Here is a 17,089-nt window from a genome sequence, read left to right on the forward strand (position 1 = left end):
CGGGGGAAGGGCGGGCGAAGCTCAGGCGGCGGTCAGTGGAGCACCTTCAGGCCGACCACGCCGGAGACGATGAGCAGCAGGCAGCCGATCCGGGCCGCCGTCACCGCGTCCCCCAGGACGGCCATGCCGTAGAGCGCGGTGCCGACCGCACCGATGCCGACCCAGACCGCGTAGCCGGTGCCGATCGGAATGGTGCGCATCGCGTACGCCAGCCCGCCCATGCTCAGCAGCAGGGCCACACCGAAGACGAGGCTGGGGGTGAGCCGGGAAAAGCCCTTGGACGACTCCAGGGCCACCGCCCACACGGTCTCCAGGACACCCGAGATGATCAGAACGAGCCATGCCATGACGGCCTACCTCCGCAGTCCACAGCGGCCGGATTGCCGCTGAACTGCGCCGTCTTGTCGTCACCGGGTACGACGCGCTCGTCCGGGGCGGCCGGGCAACCGACCACCTGGTTCCGACCGTAGCACAAGCCGCCATACAGAATTTACATTCCGCCGTTGACGGCCCCCCGCGCATTCCGCCACTATGAATTCACTGGCCGTGTGCCCGAGTGGCTTAGGGAACCGTCTGCAAAGCGGTGTACACGGGTTCGATTCCCGTCATGGCCTCGCCGGAAATGGAATTGCCGGTCGACATTCCGTCGACCGGCAATTCCTGTTTCCGGTATTTCCGGGGCGGTCGGCCGAAGCCGCCGCCCCCGCCCGTCAGACCGCGACCGCGTCCTCCGGCCGGATCGGCAGCCGGCCGACCGGCAGGCCGGTGGCCGCCCGGACGGCGGCGGCCACGGCCGCCGGGGCGACCACCGCGGGGGCGGCGCTGACCGCCTTGGCCCCGAAGGTGGCGACCACGTCCCGCTCCTCCAGCAGGGCGGCGATGCGCACCTGCGGGGTGTCCAGCGCGGTGGGCAGCCGGTAGCCGGTGAGCGAGGGGTTCAGCAGCACGCCGCCCTCGGTGCGCAGGTCCTCCAGCAGCGCCAGGCCGACGCCCTGGGCCACGCCCGCCTCGATCCGGTCCTCGATCTGCCGCGGGTTCAGCGCCCGGCCGACGTCCTGGGCGACCGTCATCTCGACCACCCGGACGGCGCCCAGCTCGATGTCCACGTCCACCACCGCGCGCATCGCGCAGAACGCGATCGACACGAAGGCGTCGCCCTGCCCGGACTCGTCCAGCGGCTCGGTGGGGTGCGGGCGGCACTGGGCCGTCGCCCAGAGCTCCTTGCCCTCCAGCGCCTCGGCGACCGGCATGCCGAGCACCCCGTCGTACGAGGTGATCTTGCCGTCGGCGATCTGCAGCAGTTCCACCGACATCCCGAAGTTGGCGGCGATCGGCTGGAGCAGCTGGTGGCGGACCATCAGCGCGGCGCGCTCGACGGCGCCGCCGGAGACCCAGGTGTGCCGGCCACGGGCGGAGGGACCGGCGATGGACTGGTCGCTGTCGGCCGGCGCGATGTACACCTCGCTGACGCCCAGCACGGTCTGCACGATCTGCCGGGCCAGCGTGGCGAAGCCCTGTCCGGAGTCGACGGCCGCGCAGATCACCGTGGCGTGGTCGCCGCTGACCCGCACGGTGGCGGTGGAGACCTCGTCCTCGCCCTCGGCGCCGAGCATGTGCACCATGCCGACGGCGTAGCCGATCCCGCGCCGCACCGCCGCCGGGTCGCCGGCCCCACCGGGCCCGCCCGGCAGCAGCCACTCGGCGTCCGGGTCGTCCACCGGCAGGGCCGGCAGCGGCTCGGCCGCGACGGCCTCCAGCAGCGCGCCGACCGGCGCCGGGCAGGTGACGGCCTGTCCGGTGGGCATCGGGTCGCCGGTGGCCATCGCGTTGCGGCGGCGGATCTCCACCGGGTCCACGCCGATCCGGGCGGCCAGCTGGTCCAGCTGCGACTCGTAGGCGAAGCAGGCCTGCAACGCGCCCTCGCCGCGCATCCGCCCGGCCGGCGGGTTGTTGGTGCGCACCGCCCAGGCGTCCACGAAGACGTTCGGGCAGACGTACGGGCCGACCGAGAAGGCGGTGGCGGCGGCCAGCGCCTCGGCGGAGACGTCCGCGTACGCGCCGCCGTCCAGCAGGATCTGCGCCTCGACCTTCACCAGGGTGCCCTCGGCGTCGGCGTGGTGGCGGTAGCGCAGCAGCGCGGGGTGGCGCGAGGGGTGGGTGTGGAAGGACTCCTCGCGGGTGAGGGTCATCTTCACCGGGCGGCCGGTGCGCAGCGCCAGCAGCGCCAGGGTGACCTGGAAGGAGAGGTCCTCGCGGTCCGTGGTGGCCCCGGGCACGCCGGTGACCACCAGCCGGACCCGGTCGGGCTCCAGGCCGAGGCAGGCGGCGGTGCGGTCGCGGTCGCCGTGCGGGTCGGTGGAGGACAGGTGCAGTTCGACGCCGCCGTCCGGGCGCGGCACGGCCAGCCCGGCCTCGGCCCCGAGCGGGGCCGGGTCCTGACGGCCGACCTGGTAGAGGCCCTCGATGATGATCTCGCCGGCCGCGTCCGGGTCCCCGGTGCGCAGCGGCAGGTGGCGGAACAGGTTGCCGTCCGGGTGCAGCGACGGGGCGGTGAAGGCCTGCTCGGGGTCGGTGACGGCCTCCAGCGGCTCGTAGTCGACCGCGATCAGACCGACCGCCAGCCGGGCGGTGTCCGGGTGGTCGGCGGCCACCGCGGCGATCGGCTCGCCGTGGTGGCGCACCACGCCCGCGGCCAGCACCGGCCGGTCGGCGACGATCGGCCCGGCCGGGGCGCCGTCCGGGGTTCCGTCCGGGCCGGGCGGCAGGTCGGCGGCGGTGACCACGGCGTGCACGCCGGGCAGCGCGAGCGCGGCCGCGGTGTCGATGCCCCTGATCCGGGCGTGCGGGTGCGGCGAGCGCAGCACCGCGCCCCAGAGCAGCCCCTCGGCCCACAGGTCGGCCGCGTACGGGTAGATGCCGAGCGCCTTGGGCAGCGCGTCGCTGCGCAGCGGTGAGCTGCCCAGGCCGAACGGCTCCGGTGCGCCGCCCTCGCCGCCGTCCTGCTGGAGTGCTGCGCCGATGTCGGTAGGCGACGTCATGATGCGTGGTCGTCCTCGGGGAGCCGGATGCCGTGGGCGGGGGTGGCGCCGTACGGGACGCCGGCCGGGGCGGTGCCGCCGGCCGGAGCGCCGTGCGGGGGCGTGGCGACGTACGGCGTGCCGTGCGGGGGCGTGCCGTCGAAGGCGGCCCCGGGCAGCGGCGTGCCGTGCGCGGGGGTGGGTTCGTAGACCGGGGCGTCGTACCCGGCGTCGTAGCCGTTCTGCTGCGGGTAGCCGCCGGGCACGTAGGTGCCGTGGGCGGGGGTGCCCTGGTACGGCTGCTCGGGGTAGCCCTGGGGCGGGTAGTACACCTGGTCGTCGGCGGTCTGGGCGGGGATGCCCTGGACCGGCGTCAGGACGGCGGTGTCGTACACGCCGGTGTCGTAGCCGCCCTGGCCGTCGCCGTACGGCTGGTCGGTGCCGGCCGGGGGCTGCTCGGCGGGCGGCTGCGGGACGTGCTCGATCCAGGCGTCGGCGTCGGCGTAGACCGGCGGTTCGGCGGCCGGCTCCGGTCCGGCGGCCGCTTCCCCGGCGGGCTGTTCGGCGGGCTGTCCCGCGACCGGGGCGGCGGCCTGGGCGGCGACCGGAGAGGCCGCTTCCTCCGTCTCCTCGGCGTCCTCGGCGCGCGCGTCGGCGATGCTCTGGACGGCGGCCAGCACGCCGCGGTAGCCGGTGCAGCGGCAGAGGTTGCCGCAGAGCGCCTGGCGGGCCTCGACCTCGGTCGGGCGGTGGTTGCGCTGGAGCAGGTCGTGCACCGCCATCGCCATGCCGGGGGTGCAGTAGCCGCACTGCACCGCGCCGGACTCGGCCAGCGCCTGCTGGACGTCGCTCGCGCCGCCGGCGGCCGACAGGCCCTCGACGGTGTTGATCTCGCTGTCGGCGGCCAGCGCGGCGGGCACCAGGCAGCCGGCCACCAGCTGGCCGTCCACCTGCACCGAGCAGGCCCCGCACTCGCCCTGCTCGCAGCCGTCCTTGGCACCGGCCAGGCCGAGCCGCTCGCGCAGCACGTAGAGCAGGCTCTCGCCGATCCAGGCGTCGGTGACGGGCCGTTCGAAACCGTTGACCCGCAAGGTGTACGAGGCGCACGGGCGCAGCTCGCGGCTGACCTGCGGGGTGAGGCCGAGCGGGTCGGCGTCGAGGGTCTCGATGGGGTCTGTGGTCACTTCAGCGCCCTTCCCAGTGCCCGTCGGGCCAGCACCGATACGGTACGCCGCAGCCGAACGGCGGCCGCGCTCGGCCCCTCGGTCACGGCCTCCCAGGCGCCTTCGGCGCCGTAGCTGTCGGGGACGCAGGCGGTGGCCACGTACTCGCCGAAGGCGGCGGTCGCGGCCGGGTCGATCTCCCGGCTGCCGTCCCAGTCGATGCAGCCGGCGACCCAGGCCTCGGCCTCCAGCGGGCGCAGCGGCACCGGTGCGACGGCGCCGACCGCGCAGCGCACGGCGCGCCGGGCGGGGTCGAGGACCAGCGCGACGGAGGCGGTGGCGCGGGCCGGGCCGCTGCGGCCGGTGGCCTTGAGGAAGACCTGCGGGGCGTGCAGCAGCGGGACGCGCACCCAGGTGAGGAGTTCGCCGGGGCGCACCGGGTCGAGGCCGGTGAGCAGGTGACTGACCGGCACCTCGCGGCTGGCGCCGGCCCGGGCGAGGGTGACGCTGGCCTCCAGGGCGGTGAGCACCGGGAGGGTGTCGCCGGCCGGGGCGGCGGTGACGATGTTGCCGCCGAGGGTGCCGACGTTGCGGACCTGCGGCGGGCCGGCGGTGCGGGCGGCGTCCGCGAGCGCGGGGATGAGCGCGGCGAAGTCGGGGCGGTCCATCCGGGCGTGGGTGAGTCCGGCGCCGAGGACGGCGGTGCCGCCGTCCTCGTAGCGCCAGCCGCGCAGTTCGGTGATCCGGCCGAGGCCGACCAGGGCGGCGGGGCGTAGCCGTCCGGCGTTGACGGCTTCCATCAGGTCGGTGGCTCCGGCCACCGGTACCGCGGCCGGGGTGGCGGCCAGCGCGTCGACGGCCTCGTCGAGGGAGGCCGGCAGCATGATCGTCCGGTTCACCTGGGTCCCACCGTGCTCCACTTGCTCATCGATCGGCTGCCGCCCGCGGCCTTCGGCCGTGGTGTCCGCGTCAGCAGCCCGGCCTGGCCCGTAGGGTACGGGCGATCGGGCCGGGTTGGGCAACTCTGGCACACAATGCTCGATGATCATTTCGGGGCAGGTGAACGGGACTGCCCGATTGGGACGGATACCGGGCGGTATCTGCCCCGGCCCGAACCGGACCAGGGCAGATGTTCATCTGTTCTTGACGTCAGATGACCACTCAGAAGTTCCCGCCGGAACGAGTCCGTCGCGCTCAGCGCACCGGCGGCGGGCCCTCGATCGGCCGGCCGGCCACCCCGGGCCAGCGCTGCCAGGGATGCGGGCCGTCCGCCGGGCGGTACTCCACGCCGAGCGCGTCCAGCACCTTCAGGTGCGCCTCCAGCCGGTGCTGGAAGCCGGCGTAGTCGCGCTCGGCCGGATCGGTGGGCAGGTCGGACCAGGCGACCTCGGCGAAGGCCACCAACCGGGGGAAGGCCCGGTAGTCGATGTCCCGGGCGCTGTCCATGAACTCGCTCCACAGGTTGGCCTGGGTGCCGATCACGTGCCGGGCCGCGGTCTCGTCCAGCTGCCCGGGCACCGGCTCGAAGCGGTACACGTCCTCCAGCGTGCGCACGAAGCCGACCGGGATCGGCTCGTCCGGGCCGTCGGCCTGCCGGTGGTCGAAGTAGACGTGCTGCTCGGGGCACATCACCACGTCGTGCCCGGCCTTGGCCGCGGCGATCCCGCCACCGAACCCGCGCCAGGAGGAGACGGCGGCGCCCGGGGCGAGCCCGCCCTCCAGGATCTCGTCCCAGCCGATCAGCCGGCGGCCGCGCTCGGCCAGCCAGCGGTCGAAGTGCCGGATCACGAAGCTCTGCAGCTCGTCCTCGTTGGCCAGGCCGAGCTCGCGGATCCGCGCCTGGGCGGCCGCGCTGTCCTTCCACTGCTCCTTGGGGCACTCGTCGCCGCCGAGGTGGATGAACTCGGACGGGAAGAGTTCCAGGACCTCCTCCAGCACGCCCTCGAAGAAGCGCAGGGTGTCCTCGGAGGCGTTGAGCACGTTGTGGCTGACGCCCCAGTCCGTCCAGACGCCGAGCGCCGCGGTGTCCACCACGTCGGTGTTGCCCAGCTCGGGGTAGGCCGCGACGGCGGCCTGGGTGTGCCCGGGCAGGTCGACCTCCGGGACGACGGTGACCCCGCGCGCGGCCGCGTAGGCGACGATCTCGCGCAGGTCGTCCTGGGTGTAGTAGCCGCCGTGCGGGCGGTCGTCGCGGCGCTGGCCGGCCCGGTAGCCGACCATCGAGCGGTCCCGCCAGGCGCCGCGCTCGGTCAGGCCGGGGTAGCGCTTGATCTCCACCCGCCAGCCCTGGTCGTCGGTCAGGTGCAGGTGCAACACGTTGAGCTTGTGCGCGGCCAGCAGGTCGACGAAGCGCAGCACGTCCGACTTGGGCAGGAAGTGCCGGGCGACGTCGAGCAGCGCACCGCGCCAGCCGAACCGCGGGGCGTCCTCGATGTCCGCACCGGGCAGCACCCAGCCGGTGCCGCGCAGCGGGGAACGGCGGAAGGCGTCCGGGCCGAGCAGCTGCCGCAGGGTCTGCGCCCCCCACAGCGCACCGGCCGGCCCGCCCGCGGCTATCAGGGCGTGGCCGGGGCGCACCGTGATCCGGTACGCCTCGGCGGCCAGCGCGTCGTCCTGGACCAGTTCGATGCCCGCGCCCGGCCGGCCCGGGCCGAGCGGCAGCCCGGTGGCCGCGGACAGCGCGGTGCGCAGCCACCGCTCGGCGTCGGCCAGCCCGGGCGGCGCGGTCAGCGTGGTGGCGTCGTCGAGGGGGAAGTCCTCGTCCGGGCGGCGGACGGCACTCGAAGGCACGGGAATGAGGTCCATTCCGACATCCTGCCCCCGCCCCGGACGACTGGCATAGACCACTTCGGAAACGCGGCACTATGCAAAACGGCGCTGTGCACAACCACACCGTGCACAACGGCGCCGGGCACCGGCCCGCGGCGGTCGGTGCTACTTGCCGCCGTTGTTGTCGTCGCCGCCCTGCGGCTTGCCGATGCCGTCGTAGATCTCCTTGCACATCGGGCAGACCGGGTACTTCTTCGGGTCGCGCCCGGGCACCCAGACCTTGCCGCAGAGCGCCACCACGGGCGAGCCGGAGAGCGCGCTCTCCATGATCTTGTCCTTCTGGACGTAGTGCGCGAAGCGCTCGTGGTCGCCGTCCCCGTGGGACACCTGGGGGACTGGCTCGACCAGGGTGCCGGTGCCGAGGCCGCGCTCGGGCTCAAGAGTGCTCATAGGTGCCAAGTCTATGGGCGCCCCGCGAAACCCGGCCAGTATCGCGACGGCGGCCCGTACGTCAGTTCAGCGTCGGGTCGTCCGGATAGGTCGCGAGCAGCGCCAGCGGGCCGCGCTGGCGGCGCAGCACCGAGCGCCACAGCCGCTCCGGTTCCGGGCTGGAGATGTCCCCCGGCTCGCAGTCCACCAGGTACCAGGCGCCGCTCCCCAGCTCCGTCTCCAGCTGGCCCGGCGACCAGCCGGCGTACCCGGCGAAGATCCGCAGCGCGCCCAGCTCGCCGGCCAGCACCTCGGGCGGCGCCTCCAGGTCCACCAGGCCGATCGCGCCGTGCACCCGCCGCCAGCCGAGCGGCTCGCCGGTGCCCGGCTCCCCCGGCGCCACGGCGAGGCCGAGCGCCGAGTCCAGCGCCACCGGTCCGCCCTGGAACACCACGGCGGGCTGCCCGACCAGCCGCCCCCAGCCGTCCAGCACGCTGCCCACCTCGACCGGCGTCGGCCGGTTGAGGACCACGCCGAGCGCCCCCTCGACGTCGTGGTCGAGGAGCAGCACCACCGCCCGGGCGAAGTTCGGGTCGGTGAGCAGGGGCGTCGCGACGAGCAGACGGCCGGTGTGGGACCGTCCTGCGTGCGAGTGGGCCGCCGTCATGCCCACATGATCCCGCAGAACGGCCGGGGTCGGACACCTCAACGATCGAAACCCCGCCACGCCGGACAAACACCCGAACGGCCCCTCCGGCGGGCGGGAGCGAGCCCGGAGAGAGGACCATCACGGGAGAGGCTCACGGGAACCATCGGCACGCCCACTACCATCTACGGATGGTGGACGCCCTTCTACGGTGCCGACTCGGTTTTGCCGGGGGCCCGAGCGCGCCCGTACCAACCGGTCCACCACCGGCTCTCTACCGGAGCCTTCCCACTCCTCTGGCACCCCGGATTGCGAGAACGATGACCGACGACGTCCTGCTGGTCCACGGCGGAAACCCGCTCGAAGGCGAGATCCGCGTCCGCGGTGCGAAGAACCTGGTGCCCAAGGCCATGGTCGCCGCCCTCCTCGGCCAGGGCCCCAGCAGACTGCGCAACGTCCCGGACATCCGCGACGTCAAGGTGGTCCGCGGACTGCTCCAGCTGCACGGGGTCACCGTGCGGACCGGCGACGAGGACGGCGAGCTGATCCTCGACCCGTCGCACGTGGAGAGTGCGAACGTCACCGACATCGACGCGCACGCGGGCTCCTCGCGGATCCCGATCCTGTTCTGCGGCCCGCTGCTGCACCGCCTCGGCCACGCCTTCATCCCGGGCCTGGGCGGCTGCGACATCGGCGGCCGTCCGGTCGACTTCCACTTCGAGGTGCTGCGCCAGTTCGGCGCCACCATCGAGAAGCACCCGCAGGGCACCTACCTGGTCGCCCAGCAGCGCCTGCGCGGCACCAAGATCGAGCTGCCCTACCCCTCGGTCGGCGCGACCGAGCAGGTGCTGCTCACCGCCGTCCTCGCCGAGGGCGTCACCGAGCTGCGCAACGCGGCCATCGAGCCGGAGATCGTCGACCTGATCTGCGTGCTGCAGAAGATGGGCGCGATCATCACCCTGGGCACCGACCGGACCATCCTGATCACCGGCGTCGACGAGCTGGGCGGCTACACCCACCGCGCGCTGCCGGACCGCCTGGAGGCCGCTTCCTGGGCCTGCGCGGCGCTGGCCACCAGGGGCGACATCTACGTCCGCGGCGCCCGCCAGCTGGAGATGATGACCTTCCTGAACACCTTCCGGAAGGTCGGCGGCGCCTTCGAGGTGGAGGACGAGGGCATCCGTTTCTGGCACCCGGGCGGCGAGCTCAAGGCGATCGCCCTGGAGACCGACGTGCACCCGGGCTTCCAGACCGACTGGCAGCAGCCGCTGGTCGTCGCCCTGACCCAGGCCACCGGCCTGTCCATCGTCCACGAGACGGTGTACGAGTCGCGGCTCGGATTCACCGGCGCGCTCAACCAGATGGGTGCACACATCCAGCTGTACCGCGAGTGCCTGGGCGCCACCCCGTGCCGCTTCGGCGCGCGCAACTTCCTGCACTCGGCGGTCGTCTCCGGCCCGTCCAAGCTGATGGGCGCCGAGCTGGTCATCCCCGACCTGCGCGGCGGCTTCTCGTACCTGATCGCGGCGCTGGCGGCCGAGGGCACCTCGACCGTGCACGGCATCGACCTGATCAACCGCGGCTACGAGAACTTCATGGACAAGCTGCGCGACCTGGGCGCCCACGTCGAGCTGCCGTCCGAGCAGCTGGTCGACGCCTGATCCGCAGGGCCCACCGGGCCACGGGCCCGCGGGCCCACGACGAGAGGCCGGGCTCCCCAGAAGGGGAGCCCGGCCTCTCGGGCGTTCAAGGGGTGGTTCAGGCGCCCTTGGCGGCTTCCTTCAGCTTGGAGCCGGCGCTCACCTTGGCGCTGTAGCCGGCCGCGATCTGGATCGGCTCACCGGTCTGCGGGTTGCGGGCGGTGCGGGCGGCGCGGTGGGTGCGCTCGAAGGTCAGGAAACCGGGGATGGTGACCTTCTCGTCGCCCTTGGCGACGACCTCGCCGACGATCTCGGCGAAGGCGGCCAGAACGGCGTCGGCGTCCTTGCGGGTCACCTCGGCGCGCTCGGACAGCGCGGCCACCAGCTCACTGCGGTTCATGTGTACTCCTGTGGTCTGTTCGCTTGCGGTGTGCGGGGGCCCATCGGTACTCCCACCGGGGGGCACCCGGATAGGCCGCAGGTCCGCACACTGTGCTCATGCAGGCAATGCGTGGTCGCAGGCCGGGTCCGTACCCGATGCCGCGCGCCGGTGCCGTCGAAGGCCCGTCCGCCTGCCTGGATACGAATCCTGCCCCGACCAGCCCCGAGAAAGCCAATCGGGCCCCGGCCACGACACCCGAACGAACCCCACCCGTTGGAGGTGTGACGCTCCGTCGGCTCCGGCGGACCGGGCCCGGGCGGCGGTCGGGATGACGCGCCGGAAGACCAGGGGGACGTTCCGTACTTGTCGGACACGCCTGCCCCGTGCAGGGCTACCGTACGCCCTAGGCACGACAAGCCCAAACACGCCCCTCGCCCTTGTGTCGCAAGGGTTCGGGGCGGGCTCGGGCGGGTAAGGCCGCTATTCGGACATTTGACCGATCAGCGACACGTCGGCCGCCTCGCCGGTCAGAGCTTGACGGTGGGGAAGGAGGAGGCGTCGAGCGTGCCGACGATTCCCGGGGTCGGACGGGCCGGCTCCGTGCTCTCCTGGACGCCCGCCAGCGCCGCCTCGCGCACCGCCGAGGCGACCGTCTTGGCGACGTCCTTGTGGAAGACGCTCGGGATGATGTAGTTGGCGTTCAACTCGTCGTCGGCGACGGTGGTGGCCAGCGCCCGGGCGGCGGCGATCATCATCTCGGTGTTGACGGTGCGGCTCTGGGCGTCCAGGAGGCCGCGGAAGACACCCGGGAAGACCAGCACGTTGTTGATCTGGTTGGGGAAGTCGCTGCGGCCGGTGGCGACCACGGCGGCGGTCTGCCGGGCGATGGCCGGGTCGACCTCCGGGTCCGGGTTGGCCAGCGCGAAGACGATCGAGTCCTCGGCCATGGTGGCCAGGTCGTCGCCGTCCAGGACGTTCGGGGCCGAGACGCCGATGAAGACGTCGGCGTCCGCCACGGCCTCCTTGAGGCTGCCCGTGCGGCCCGAGCGGTTGGTGTGCTCGGCGATCCAGCGCAGGCTGTCGTTGAGGTCCTCCCGGCCCTGGTGGACCACACCGCGCACGTCCGCCACGGTGGCGTGCTCGACGCCGGCCGCCAGCAGCAGCTTGAGGATCGCGGTACCGGCGGCGCCGGCGCCCGACATCACCACCCGGATGTCGCTGATCTCCTTGCCGACCACCTTCAGCGCGTTGGTGAGGGCGGCCAGCACCACGATCGCGGTGCCGTGCTGGTCGTCGTGGAAGACCGGGATGTCCAGGGCCTCGCGCAGCCGGGCCTCGATCTCGAAGCAGCGCGGCGCGGAGATGTCCTCCAGGTTGATGCCCGCGAAGCCGGGGGCGATCGCCTTGACGATGGCCACGATCTCGTCGGTGTCCTGGGTGTCCAGGCAGATCGGCCAGGCGTCGATCCCGGCGAAGCGCTTGAACAGGGCCGCCTTGCCCTCCATGACCGGCAGCGCGGCGGCCGGGCCGATGTTGCCCAGGCCCAGCACCGCCGAGCCGTCGGTGACCACGGCGACGCTGTTGCGCTTGATGGTGAGGCGGCGGGCGTCCTCGGGGTTCTCGGCGATCGCCATGCAGACCCGGGCGACGCCCGGGGTGTAGATCATGCTGAGGTCGTCACGGTTGCGGATCGGGAGCTTGGACGACATCTCGATCTTGCCGCCGAGGTGCATCAGGAAGGTGCGGTCCGAGACCTTGCCGATCGACACACCGTCGATCGCCCGCAGCTTCTCGACGATCTCCTCGCCGTGCGCGACCGAGGAGGCCGCCACCGTCACGTCGATCCGCAGCGCCTCCAGGCCGGAGGCGGTGACGTCGAGACCGGTCACCGAACCGCCGGAGGACTCCACGGCCGTGGTGATCGCACTGACGGCGTTGCCCCGGGCCGGGACCTCCAGCCGCACCGTGATCGAGTTGGAGACACTGGGCACCGTCGCCATCGACGCTTCCTTCTTCCGTCCGTGCGGCAGGTTCAACATTTTATTGAAGGCATCGCCTGCGCATGCTAGACCTCGATCGTCGCACCTTCCAAGGGATAGCCAGAAATAACGTTCATTGAGTGTGCGGACCCGACAACTTCTTGCCTCTCCGGGCCGATGCGTTACATTGGACGGGACACCGGCTCGATCCAAGCCCCCGGGCCCAACCTTCGTCCCTTCGAGGGACCACTTGCCGCGAGGCGAGCATGGCGGGTCGGTGTCACTAACGTCTGAAGGCCCCTCACCATCCGGTGAGGGGCCTTCTTCGTCCGGCGGACCGGCCGTCAGCCGTGCAGCAGCGCGGGCACGCCGGCCGCGTCCGGCAGGTCGTCCGGACCGGACAGCACGGTCAGCCGCTGGGTCGCCCGGGTGAGCGCCACGTACAGCACCCGCAGGCCGGCCTCCGACTCGCCGGCGATGCCGGTCGGGTCGGCCACCACGGTCGCGTCGTACTCCAGACCCTTCGCCTCCAGGCTGCCCAGCACCACCGCCCGCTCGCCCAGGCCCTCGGCCCAGCCGGCCGCCTCGGCCCGGCGGTCCATCGGCACCACGATCGCCACGGTGCCGTCCACCTCGCCCAGCAGCCGCTCCAGCTCCGCCCGGGCCGCCGCGCCGAAGGCCTCCGGGGCGGGGTCCACGACGGCCGCGAAGCGCGGCTCGACGCCGACCCGGCGCACCGCGGTCGGCGACGGGGTGCCCGGCGCGGCCAGCGCCAGCACCTTGGCCGCGACCTCGGCGATCTCCGCCGGGTTGCGGTAGTTGACGGTCAGCGTGAAGCGGCGGCGCGGCTTGCCGGACAGCACCTCGTCCAGCGCGGCCTGCGCCTCCTGCGGGAACGGCCAGGAGGACTGCGCCGGGTCGCCGACGATCGTCCAGGTCGCCATCCGGGCCCGGCGGCCGATCATCCGCCACTGCATCGGGGTGAGGTCCTGCGCCTCGTCCACGATCACGTGCGCGTACTCGGTGCGCTCGACGGGGACGCGCTCGCGCTGGCGGGAGCTGCGGTCGGCGAAGGTGGTGACCTCCTCCAGCCCGCTCAGCAGGTCCACCGCGTCCACCTCGCGCACCTTCGGCCGGGCCGCCTCGCCGAGCAGCACCTGGAGCTCGTCCACCAGCGCGACGTCGTGCGCGGACAGCGCGCCCTCGCCGTTCGGGGACAGCCGGCGCCAGGACGCCGCCAGCAGCCTCGCCTCGTCCGGGGAGACGGCGCGGCGGGCGATCCGGTTGATGTGCCGGTGCTGCTTGAGCGTGCCGAGCACCCGGCGCGGGGTCACGGCGGGCCACCAGGCGTCCAGGAAGTCCAGGAACGACGCCTCGTCCGAGACGTACTCGTCGAAGGACTCCTTCTCCTCCTGGCGCTGCTCGCGGGCGTAGTGGTCGGTCGGCTTCGGCAGGTGCCGGGTGACCTCCTGCCACAGGGCGTCCAGCAGCAGGCGGCGGGCGCGCGGGCGCAGCAGGTTCAGCGGGGTGCCGCCGGAGCCGATCACGTTGCCGCGCACGGCCTTGAGTCGGCCCGCGTCCAGCTTGAGCACCTCGCCGCGGGCGACCACCTTCAGCTCCTGCGGCGCGCCCAGCTCCAGCGCGGCCCGGGCCGCCCGGCGCAGCAGCTGAACCATCCGGCCCGAGCCCTTGACCCGGGCCGCCTCCGGACTGTCGTAGGTGCCCGCCTCGATGCCGTCCACCAGCGAGCCGACCGCGCGGATGGCGACCTGCCCCTCCTCGCCGAGCGAGGGCAGCACGCCCTCGGTGTAGGAGACCAGCAGCGGGGTCGGCGAGACCACCAGGATGCCCCCGGCGTAGCGGCGGCGGTCCTGGTACAGCAGGTACGCGGCGCGGTGCAGGGCCACGGCGGTCTTGCCGGTGCCCGGGCCGCCGGTGACGAGCGTGGCGCCGGCGGCGGCCGCCCGGATCACCTCGTCCTGCTCCTTCTGGATGGAGGAGACGATGTCGCGCATCGAGTGGCTGCGGGCGCGGCCGAGCGAGGCCATCAGCGCGCCGTCGCCGACCACCGCCAGCTCCCGGCCGTTCAGGGTCGGGGTGAGGTCGGGACGCAGCAGGTCGTCCTCGACGCCGATCACCCGGCGCCCCTTGGACCGGATCACCCGGCGGCGGACCACCCGGCCCGGCTCGACCGGGGTGGCGCGGTAGAACGGCGCGGCGGCGGGCGCCCGCCAGTCGATCACCAGCGGACCGTACTCGGCATCCAGCACGCCCAGACGGCCGATGTGCAGGGTCTCGGCGACGGCCGGGTCGGCCGGGTCGAGCGGCGTGTCGGAGGGGATGCCGTGTTCCTCCGGGGCGTCCGCCCGCTGGAGGTCGATCCGGCCGAACAGGAAGTCCTCGAACTCGTTGTTCAGGCGCTGGAGGTGGGCGCCGGCCCGGTAGACCTGGGCGTCGCGCTCGGCGAGCGCGCCGGGGGTGCCGACGTGGACCCGCTTGGCGGCGTCCTCCAGGATGTACTCGGCCTCGGCGAGTTTCTCCTCCAGCCGGCGGTAGACGGTGTCGAGGTGCTGCTGCTCACCGGCGATCTCGCGCTCGCGCGCGGTCTCGCGGTCGGTGGCGGCGGTGGTGTCCGTGTTGCTCTGCATGGCCTCGGTGGTAGCGGCGGAATCCGGCTCCGGAAAACGAGCGGACGGATGATCCTACGCCCCAACCGGGGTAAACGTGAAGGCCGCCCACCGCAAAGCGGTGGACGGCCTTCACTGTCAACATGGGGTGGTGGAGATGCCGGGAATCGAACCCGGGTCCAGTGGAGTTAATTCAGGGCTTCTCCGAGCGCAGTCCGCTGTGATTTTCTCGGCCCTGGCAGTCACACGGACAAGCCGCCAACAGGCCCAGCTGCTGTTTGATTTCCCATCCACCCTCGCAGCCCGGGTGAACGGTTGAGTTCCCTAGATTATGCCAGGGTCCGGGTCGGGAACTCCCCGGTCTGACACCCAAGCGCTATCGGTGCTTATTAGGCAGCGAGAGCGAACTGCTGGGAATCGCGCTTAGAGTTGGCGATTATTTTTTTGCGACACGTGGTTAACGAGATCATTGCCGCGTTCCTCGGCTCGCTTCCCCTGTTTCAACATCCCCTGTCGAAACCGATCATCCCCATGTTTTGTTGAGAAACAGCCGGACGGTGACCGTCCGTGTTGCTGCCGCCATAGTACGCGAGGCAGCGGGTGAGGGTCCAGCGGATTAACGCTGGCGCCGCCGGGCGGCCGCCACCGCACGGGCCGTCTCGCGGGTGTCCTGCTTCTCGCGCAGCGTCTGCCGCTTGTCGTACAGCTTCTTGCCGACCGCGAGCGCCAGTTCGAGCTTCACCCGGCCGTCCTTGAAGTACAGCGAGAGCGGGACGAGCGTGTGGCCCGCGTCGCGGACCGTGCTCTCGATCTTGCGGATCTCCAGCCGGTGCAGCAGCAGCTTGCGCTTGCGCCGGGCCGCGTGGTTGGTCCACGTCCCCTGGGTGTACTCGGGGATGAACACGTTGTCGATCCAGGCCTCGTGGTTCTGGATGTAGGCGTAGCCGTCGACCAGGTTGGCCCGCCCCTCGCGCAGTGACTTCACCTCCGTACCGGTGAGCACGAGGCCGCACTCGTAGGTGTCGAGGATCGTGTACTCGTGTCGCGCCTTCTTGTTCTGCGCGATCAGCTTCTGTCCGGTTTCCTTTGCCATAGCGCGGCCATTCTCGCACTTCGGCCGGTTCGGGGCAGCCCCTTTAGGCCCGGGTACCGAGCCCGGCCAGCACCCGCAGGGCGAGCGCGTCGGCGTCCTCGCCGGCCGCCGCCGGGACGTCCGGGGTCAGGCCGGTGCCCTCCGGGGAGCGGCCGGCCGGGGTGTAGTAGCGGCCGACGGTCAGCTCCAGCACGGCGCCGTCGGCGAGCCGGCTGGGCTGCTGGACGGTGCCCTTGCCGAAGGTCCGGGAGCCGACCACCACGGCGCGGCTGCGGTCCTGGAGCGCGCCGGTGAGCAGTTCGGCGGCGCTCATCGTGCCGCCGTCGACCAGCACCACCAGCGGGGTGCGCTGGTCGCCCCCGGGCGGGGCGGTCAACTCCCGGGTCTCGCCGCGCTCCTGGTACGAGCCGACCGCTCCGCCGTCCAGGAAGATCCCGGCAGTGCCGGCGGCCTCCTCGACCAACCCGCCCGAGTTGCCGCGCAGATCGAGCACCACACCGGTGTGCGGGGCGCGCAGCGCGGCGCGCACCTGATCGGTCACGCCGCTGGTGAAGGCCCGCACGGCGATCCGCAGCACGCCCTTCTCCAACTGCTCGGCGGTGACCTGCTGGCTGTCCAACAGGGCCCGCCGCAGCCGCAGTTCGCGGACCTCGCCGACACCGCGCCGCACGGCGAGGGTGACCTCGGAGCCCACCCCGCGCTCGCCGTCGCGCCCGCGCAGCCGGGCCACCACCTCGGTGACCGGCAGGTGGTCGGCCTGGTCCTGGTCGATCCGCAGCAGCCGGTCGCCGGCCTCGATCCCGGCCGTGGCGGCGGGCCCTGCGGGCGCCACCTGGGAGATCGCGGTGACGCCGTCCTGGCCGCGGCCGACCGAGAGCCCGACGCCCAGGTAGCGGCCGTCCAGTCCCTGGCTGAACGCGGCATACTCCTGGGCGCTGTAGTAGGCGCCCCAGCGGTCGCCGTTGGCCCCGAGCAGGTGCTCGGCCTGCTGCTCGGACAGGGCGGTGCCGGCCGGGTCCGCCGGGAGGCCCGGGGCGGCGCCCGCGACCGGGGCGGCACCGGCGGCCGGGCGCCGCGGCGGGTCGCCCCAGGCGCCGGTGGCGGCCCCGGCGATCAGCACGACGCCGAACACCAGGCTGAGGGTGGCCACCTGACGTGCCCTGCGCGGAGTTTCCAGCATGGCACCGGAGTGTAGACACCGCGTCGGGCGCGACGGGCCGCAACGACGGGCGAAACGGCGGCGGCCCCGCCCGAGGGCTCGACGGCCGACACGCTCAGCGCGCTGATCTACACCTCGGGGAGCACTGGCACCCCCAAGGGCGCCGTGTACACCGAGCGTCTCGT

At 72.9% G+C, this 17,089-nt stretch carries 12 protein-coding genes, 1 tRNA gene, 1 other RNA gene, 2 pseudogenes and 1 riboswitch; of the genes and pseudogenes, 3 read left to right on the top strand and 13 right to left on the bottom strand.

Annotated features, from left to right (window positions below):
• Nucleotides 1–32: 32 nt before the first annotated feature.
• Nucleotides 33–347 (bottom strand): SMR family transporter, encoded by a 315-nt coding sequence (locus AB0O82_RS30865; RefSeq protein WP_350881126.1) that lies wholly within the window; start codon nt 345–347, stop codon nt 33–35.
• A 43-nt stretch (nt 348–390) separates the two neighbouring features.
• Nucleotides 391–457, bottom strand: a riboswitch (guanidine-III (ykkC-III) riboswitch).
• Between the two features lie 85 nt (nt 458–542).
• Here AB0O82_RS30865 and AB0O82_RS30870 point away from each other — a divergent pair.
• Nucleotides 543–614 (top strand) — tRNA-Cys (locus tag AB0O82_RS30870).
• Nucleotides 615–710: 96 nt separating this feature from the next.
• On the opposite strand, the gene AB0O82_RS30875 is transcribed toward AB0O82_RS30870, so the two are convergent.
• From AB0O82_RS30875 to AB0O82_RS30900, 6 genes and pseudogenes are all read right to left on the bottom strand, one after another.
• Entirely contained in the window at nt 711–3,038 is a 2,328-nt protein-coding gene (locus AB0O82_RS30875) for a xanthine dehydrogenase family protein molybdopterin-binding subunit (protein WP_079135849.1), read from the bottom strand.
• Between the two features lie 635 nt (nt 3,039–3,673).
• Nucleotides 3,674–4,120 (bottom strand): annotated as a pseudogene (locus tag AB0O82_RS30880) ((2Fe-2S)-binding protein); the annotation flags it as partial.
• A gap of 77 nt (nt 4,121–4,197) precedes the next feature.
• Nucleotides 4,198–5,064, bottom strand: a complete 867-nt coding sequence (locus AB0O82_RS30885; protein WP_363587211.1) for an FAD binding domain-containing protein — start codon at nt 5,062–5,064, stop codon at nt 4,198–4,200.
• 310 nt (nt 5,065–5,374) lie between these two features.
• Complete coding sequence (locus AB0O82_RS30890) at nt 5,375–6,985, bottom strand: beta-N-acetylhexosaminidase (protein ID WP_363587205.1); 1,611 nt, start codon at nt 6,983–6,985, stop codon at nt 5,375–5,377.
• 129 nt (nt 6,986–7,114) lie between these two features.
• On the bottom strand, nt 7,115–7,399 hold the full coding sequence (locus AB0O82_RS30895) for a DUF3039 domain-containing protein (protein ID WP_063349181.1): 285 nt from the start codon (nt 7,397–7,399) through the stop codon (nt 7,115–7,117).
• 61 nt (nt 7,400–7,460) lie between these two features.
• Nucleotides 7,461–8,045, bottom strand: a complete 585-nt coding sequence (locus AB0O82_RS30900; protein ID WP_063349180.1) for a YqgE/AlgH family protein — start codon at nt 8,043–8,045, stop codon at nt 7,461–7,463.
• A 299-nt stretch (nt 8,046–8,344) separates the two neighbouring features.
• On the opposite strand from AB0O82_RS30900, the gene murA reads away from it, so the two are divergent.
• Complete coding sequence (gene murA, locus AB0O82_RS30905) at nt 8,345–9,685, top strand: UDP-N-acetylglucosamine 1-carboxyvinyltransferase (protein WP_363587206.1); 1,341 nt, start codon at nt 8,345–8,347, stop codon at nt 9,683–9,685.
• 97 nt (nt 9,686–9,782) lie between these two features.
• Here the strand turns inward: murA and AB0O82_RS30910 are convergent, their stop codons facing one another.
• From AB0O82_RS30910 to AB0O82_RS30935, 6 genes are all read right to left on the bottom strand, one after another.
• Nucleotides 9,783–10,064, bottom strand: a complete 282-nt coding sequence (locus tag AB0O82_RS30910) for an HU family DNA-binding protein (protein WP_030059737.1) — start codon at nt 10,062–10,064, stop codon at nt 9,783–9,785.
• Nucleotides 10,065–10,573: 509 nt separating this feature from the next.
• On the bottom strand, nt 10,574–12,046 hold the full coding sequence (locus AB0O82_RS30915) for an NAD-dependent malic enzyme (RefSeq protein ID WP_063349178.1): 1,473 nt from the start codon (nt 12,044–12,046) through the stop codon (nt 10,574–10,576).
• A 323-nt stretch (nt 12,047–12,369) separates the two neighbouring features.
• The gene (locus AB0O82_RS30920) at nt 12,370–14,673 is read right to left on the bottom strand and encodes a UvrD-helicase domain-containing protein (protein WP_363587207.1); all 2,304 of its coding nucleotides are present in this window, start codon (nt 14,671–14,673) and stop codon (nt 12,370–12,372) included.
• Between the two features lie 128 nt (nt 14,674–14,801).
• Nucleotides 14,802–15,183: a transfer-messenger RNA gene (ssrA, locus tag AB0O82_RS30925) on the bottom strand.
• 85 nt (nt 15,184–15,268) lie between these two features.
• Nucleotides 15,269–15,745 (bottom strand): SsrA-binding protein SmpB, encoded by a 477-nt coding sequence (gene smpB, locus AB0O82_RS30930; RefSeq protein ID WP_350881115.1) that lies wholly within the window; start codon nt 15,743–15,745, stop codon nt 15,269–15,271.
• 43 nt (nt 15,746–15,788) lie between these two features.
• Nucleotides 15,789–16,925 (bottom strand): S41 family peptidase, encoded by a 1,137-nt coding sequence (locus AB0O82_RS30935; RefSeq protein ID WP_363587208.1) that lies wholly within the window; start codon nt 16,923–16,925, stop codon nt 15,789–15,791.
• Nucleotides 16,926–16,997: 72 nt separating this feature from the next.
• Here AB0O82_RS30935 and AB0O82_RS30940 point away from each other — a divergent pair.
• Nucleotides 16,998–17,089, top strand: a pseudogene (locus tag AB0O82_RS30940) (AMP-binding protein); the annotation flags it as partial.

This window comes from Kitasatospora sp. NPDC088264 (genome assembly GCF_040685715.1).
Lineage (GTDB): Bacteria > Actinomycetota > Actinomycetes > Streptomycetales > Streptomycetaceae > Kitasatospora.

Excerpts from the sequence above, each read along its gene's own strand:
- AB0O82_RS30865 (WP_350881126.1), bottom strand. The coding sequence starts at position 347 with ATGGCATGGCTCGTTCTGATCATCTCGGGTGTCCTGGAGACCGTGTGG.
- smpB (WP_350881115.1), bottom strand. The coding sequence starts at position 15,745 with ATGGCAAAGGAAACCGGACAGAAGCTGATCGCGCAGAACAAGAAGGCG.
- murA (WP_363587206.1), top strand. The coding sequence starts at position 8,345 with ATGACCGACGACGTCCTGCTGGTCCACGGCGGAAACCCGCTCGAAGGC.
- AB0O82_RS30885 (WP_363587211.1), bottom strand. The coding sequence starts at position 5,064 with ATGCTGCCGGCCTCCCTCGACGAGGCCGTCGACGCGCTGGCCGCCACC.
- AB0O82_RS30935 (WP_363587208.1), bottom strand. The coding sequence starts at position 16,925 with ATGCTGGAAACTCCGCGCAGGGCACGTCAGGTGGCCACCCTCAGCCTG.
- AB0O82_RS30875 (WP_079135849.1), bottom strand. The coding sequence starts at position 3,038 with ATGACGTCGCCTACCGACATCGGCGCAGCACTCCAGCAGGACGGCGGC.
- AB0O82_RS30920 (WP_363587207.1), bottom strand. The coding sequence starts at position 14,673 with ATGCAGAGCAACACGGACACCACCGCCGCCACCGACCGCGAGACCGCG.
- AB0O82_RS30910 (WP_030059737.1), bottom strand. The coding sequence starts at position 10,064 with ATGAACCGCAGTGAGCTGGTGGCCGCGCTGTCCGAGCGCGCCGAGGTG.
- AB0O82_RS30900 (WP_063349180.1), bottom strand. The coding sequence starts at position 8,045 with ATGACGGCGGCCCACTCGCACGCAGGACGGTCCCACACCGGCCGTCTG.
- AB0O82_RS30890 (WP_363587205.1), bottom strand. The coding sequence starts at position 6,985 with ATGGACCTCATTCCCGTGCCTTCGAGTGCCGTCCGCCGCCCGGACGAG.
- AB0O82_RS30915 (WP_063349178.1), bottom strand. The coding sequence starts at position 12,046 with ATGGCGACGGTGCCCAGTGTCTCCAACTCGATCACGGTGCGGCTGGAG.
- AB0O82_RS30895 (WP_063349181.1), bottom strand. The coding sequence starts at position 7,399 with ATGAGCACTCTTGAGCCCGAGCGCGGCCTCGGCACCGGCACCCTGGTC.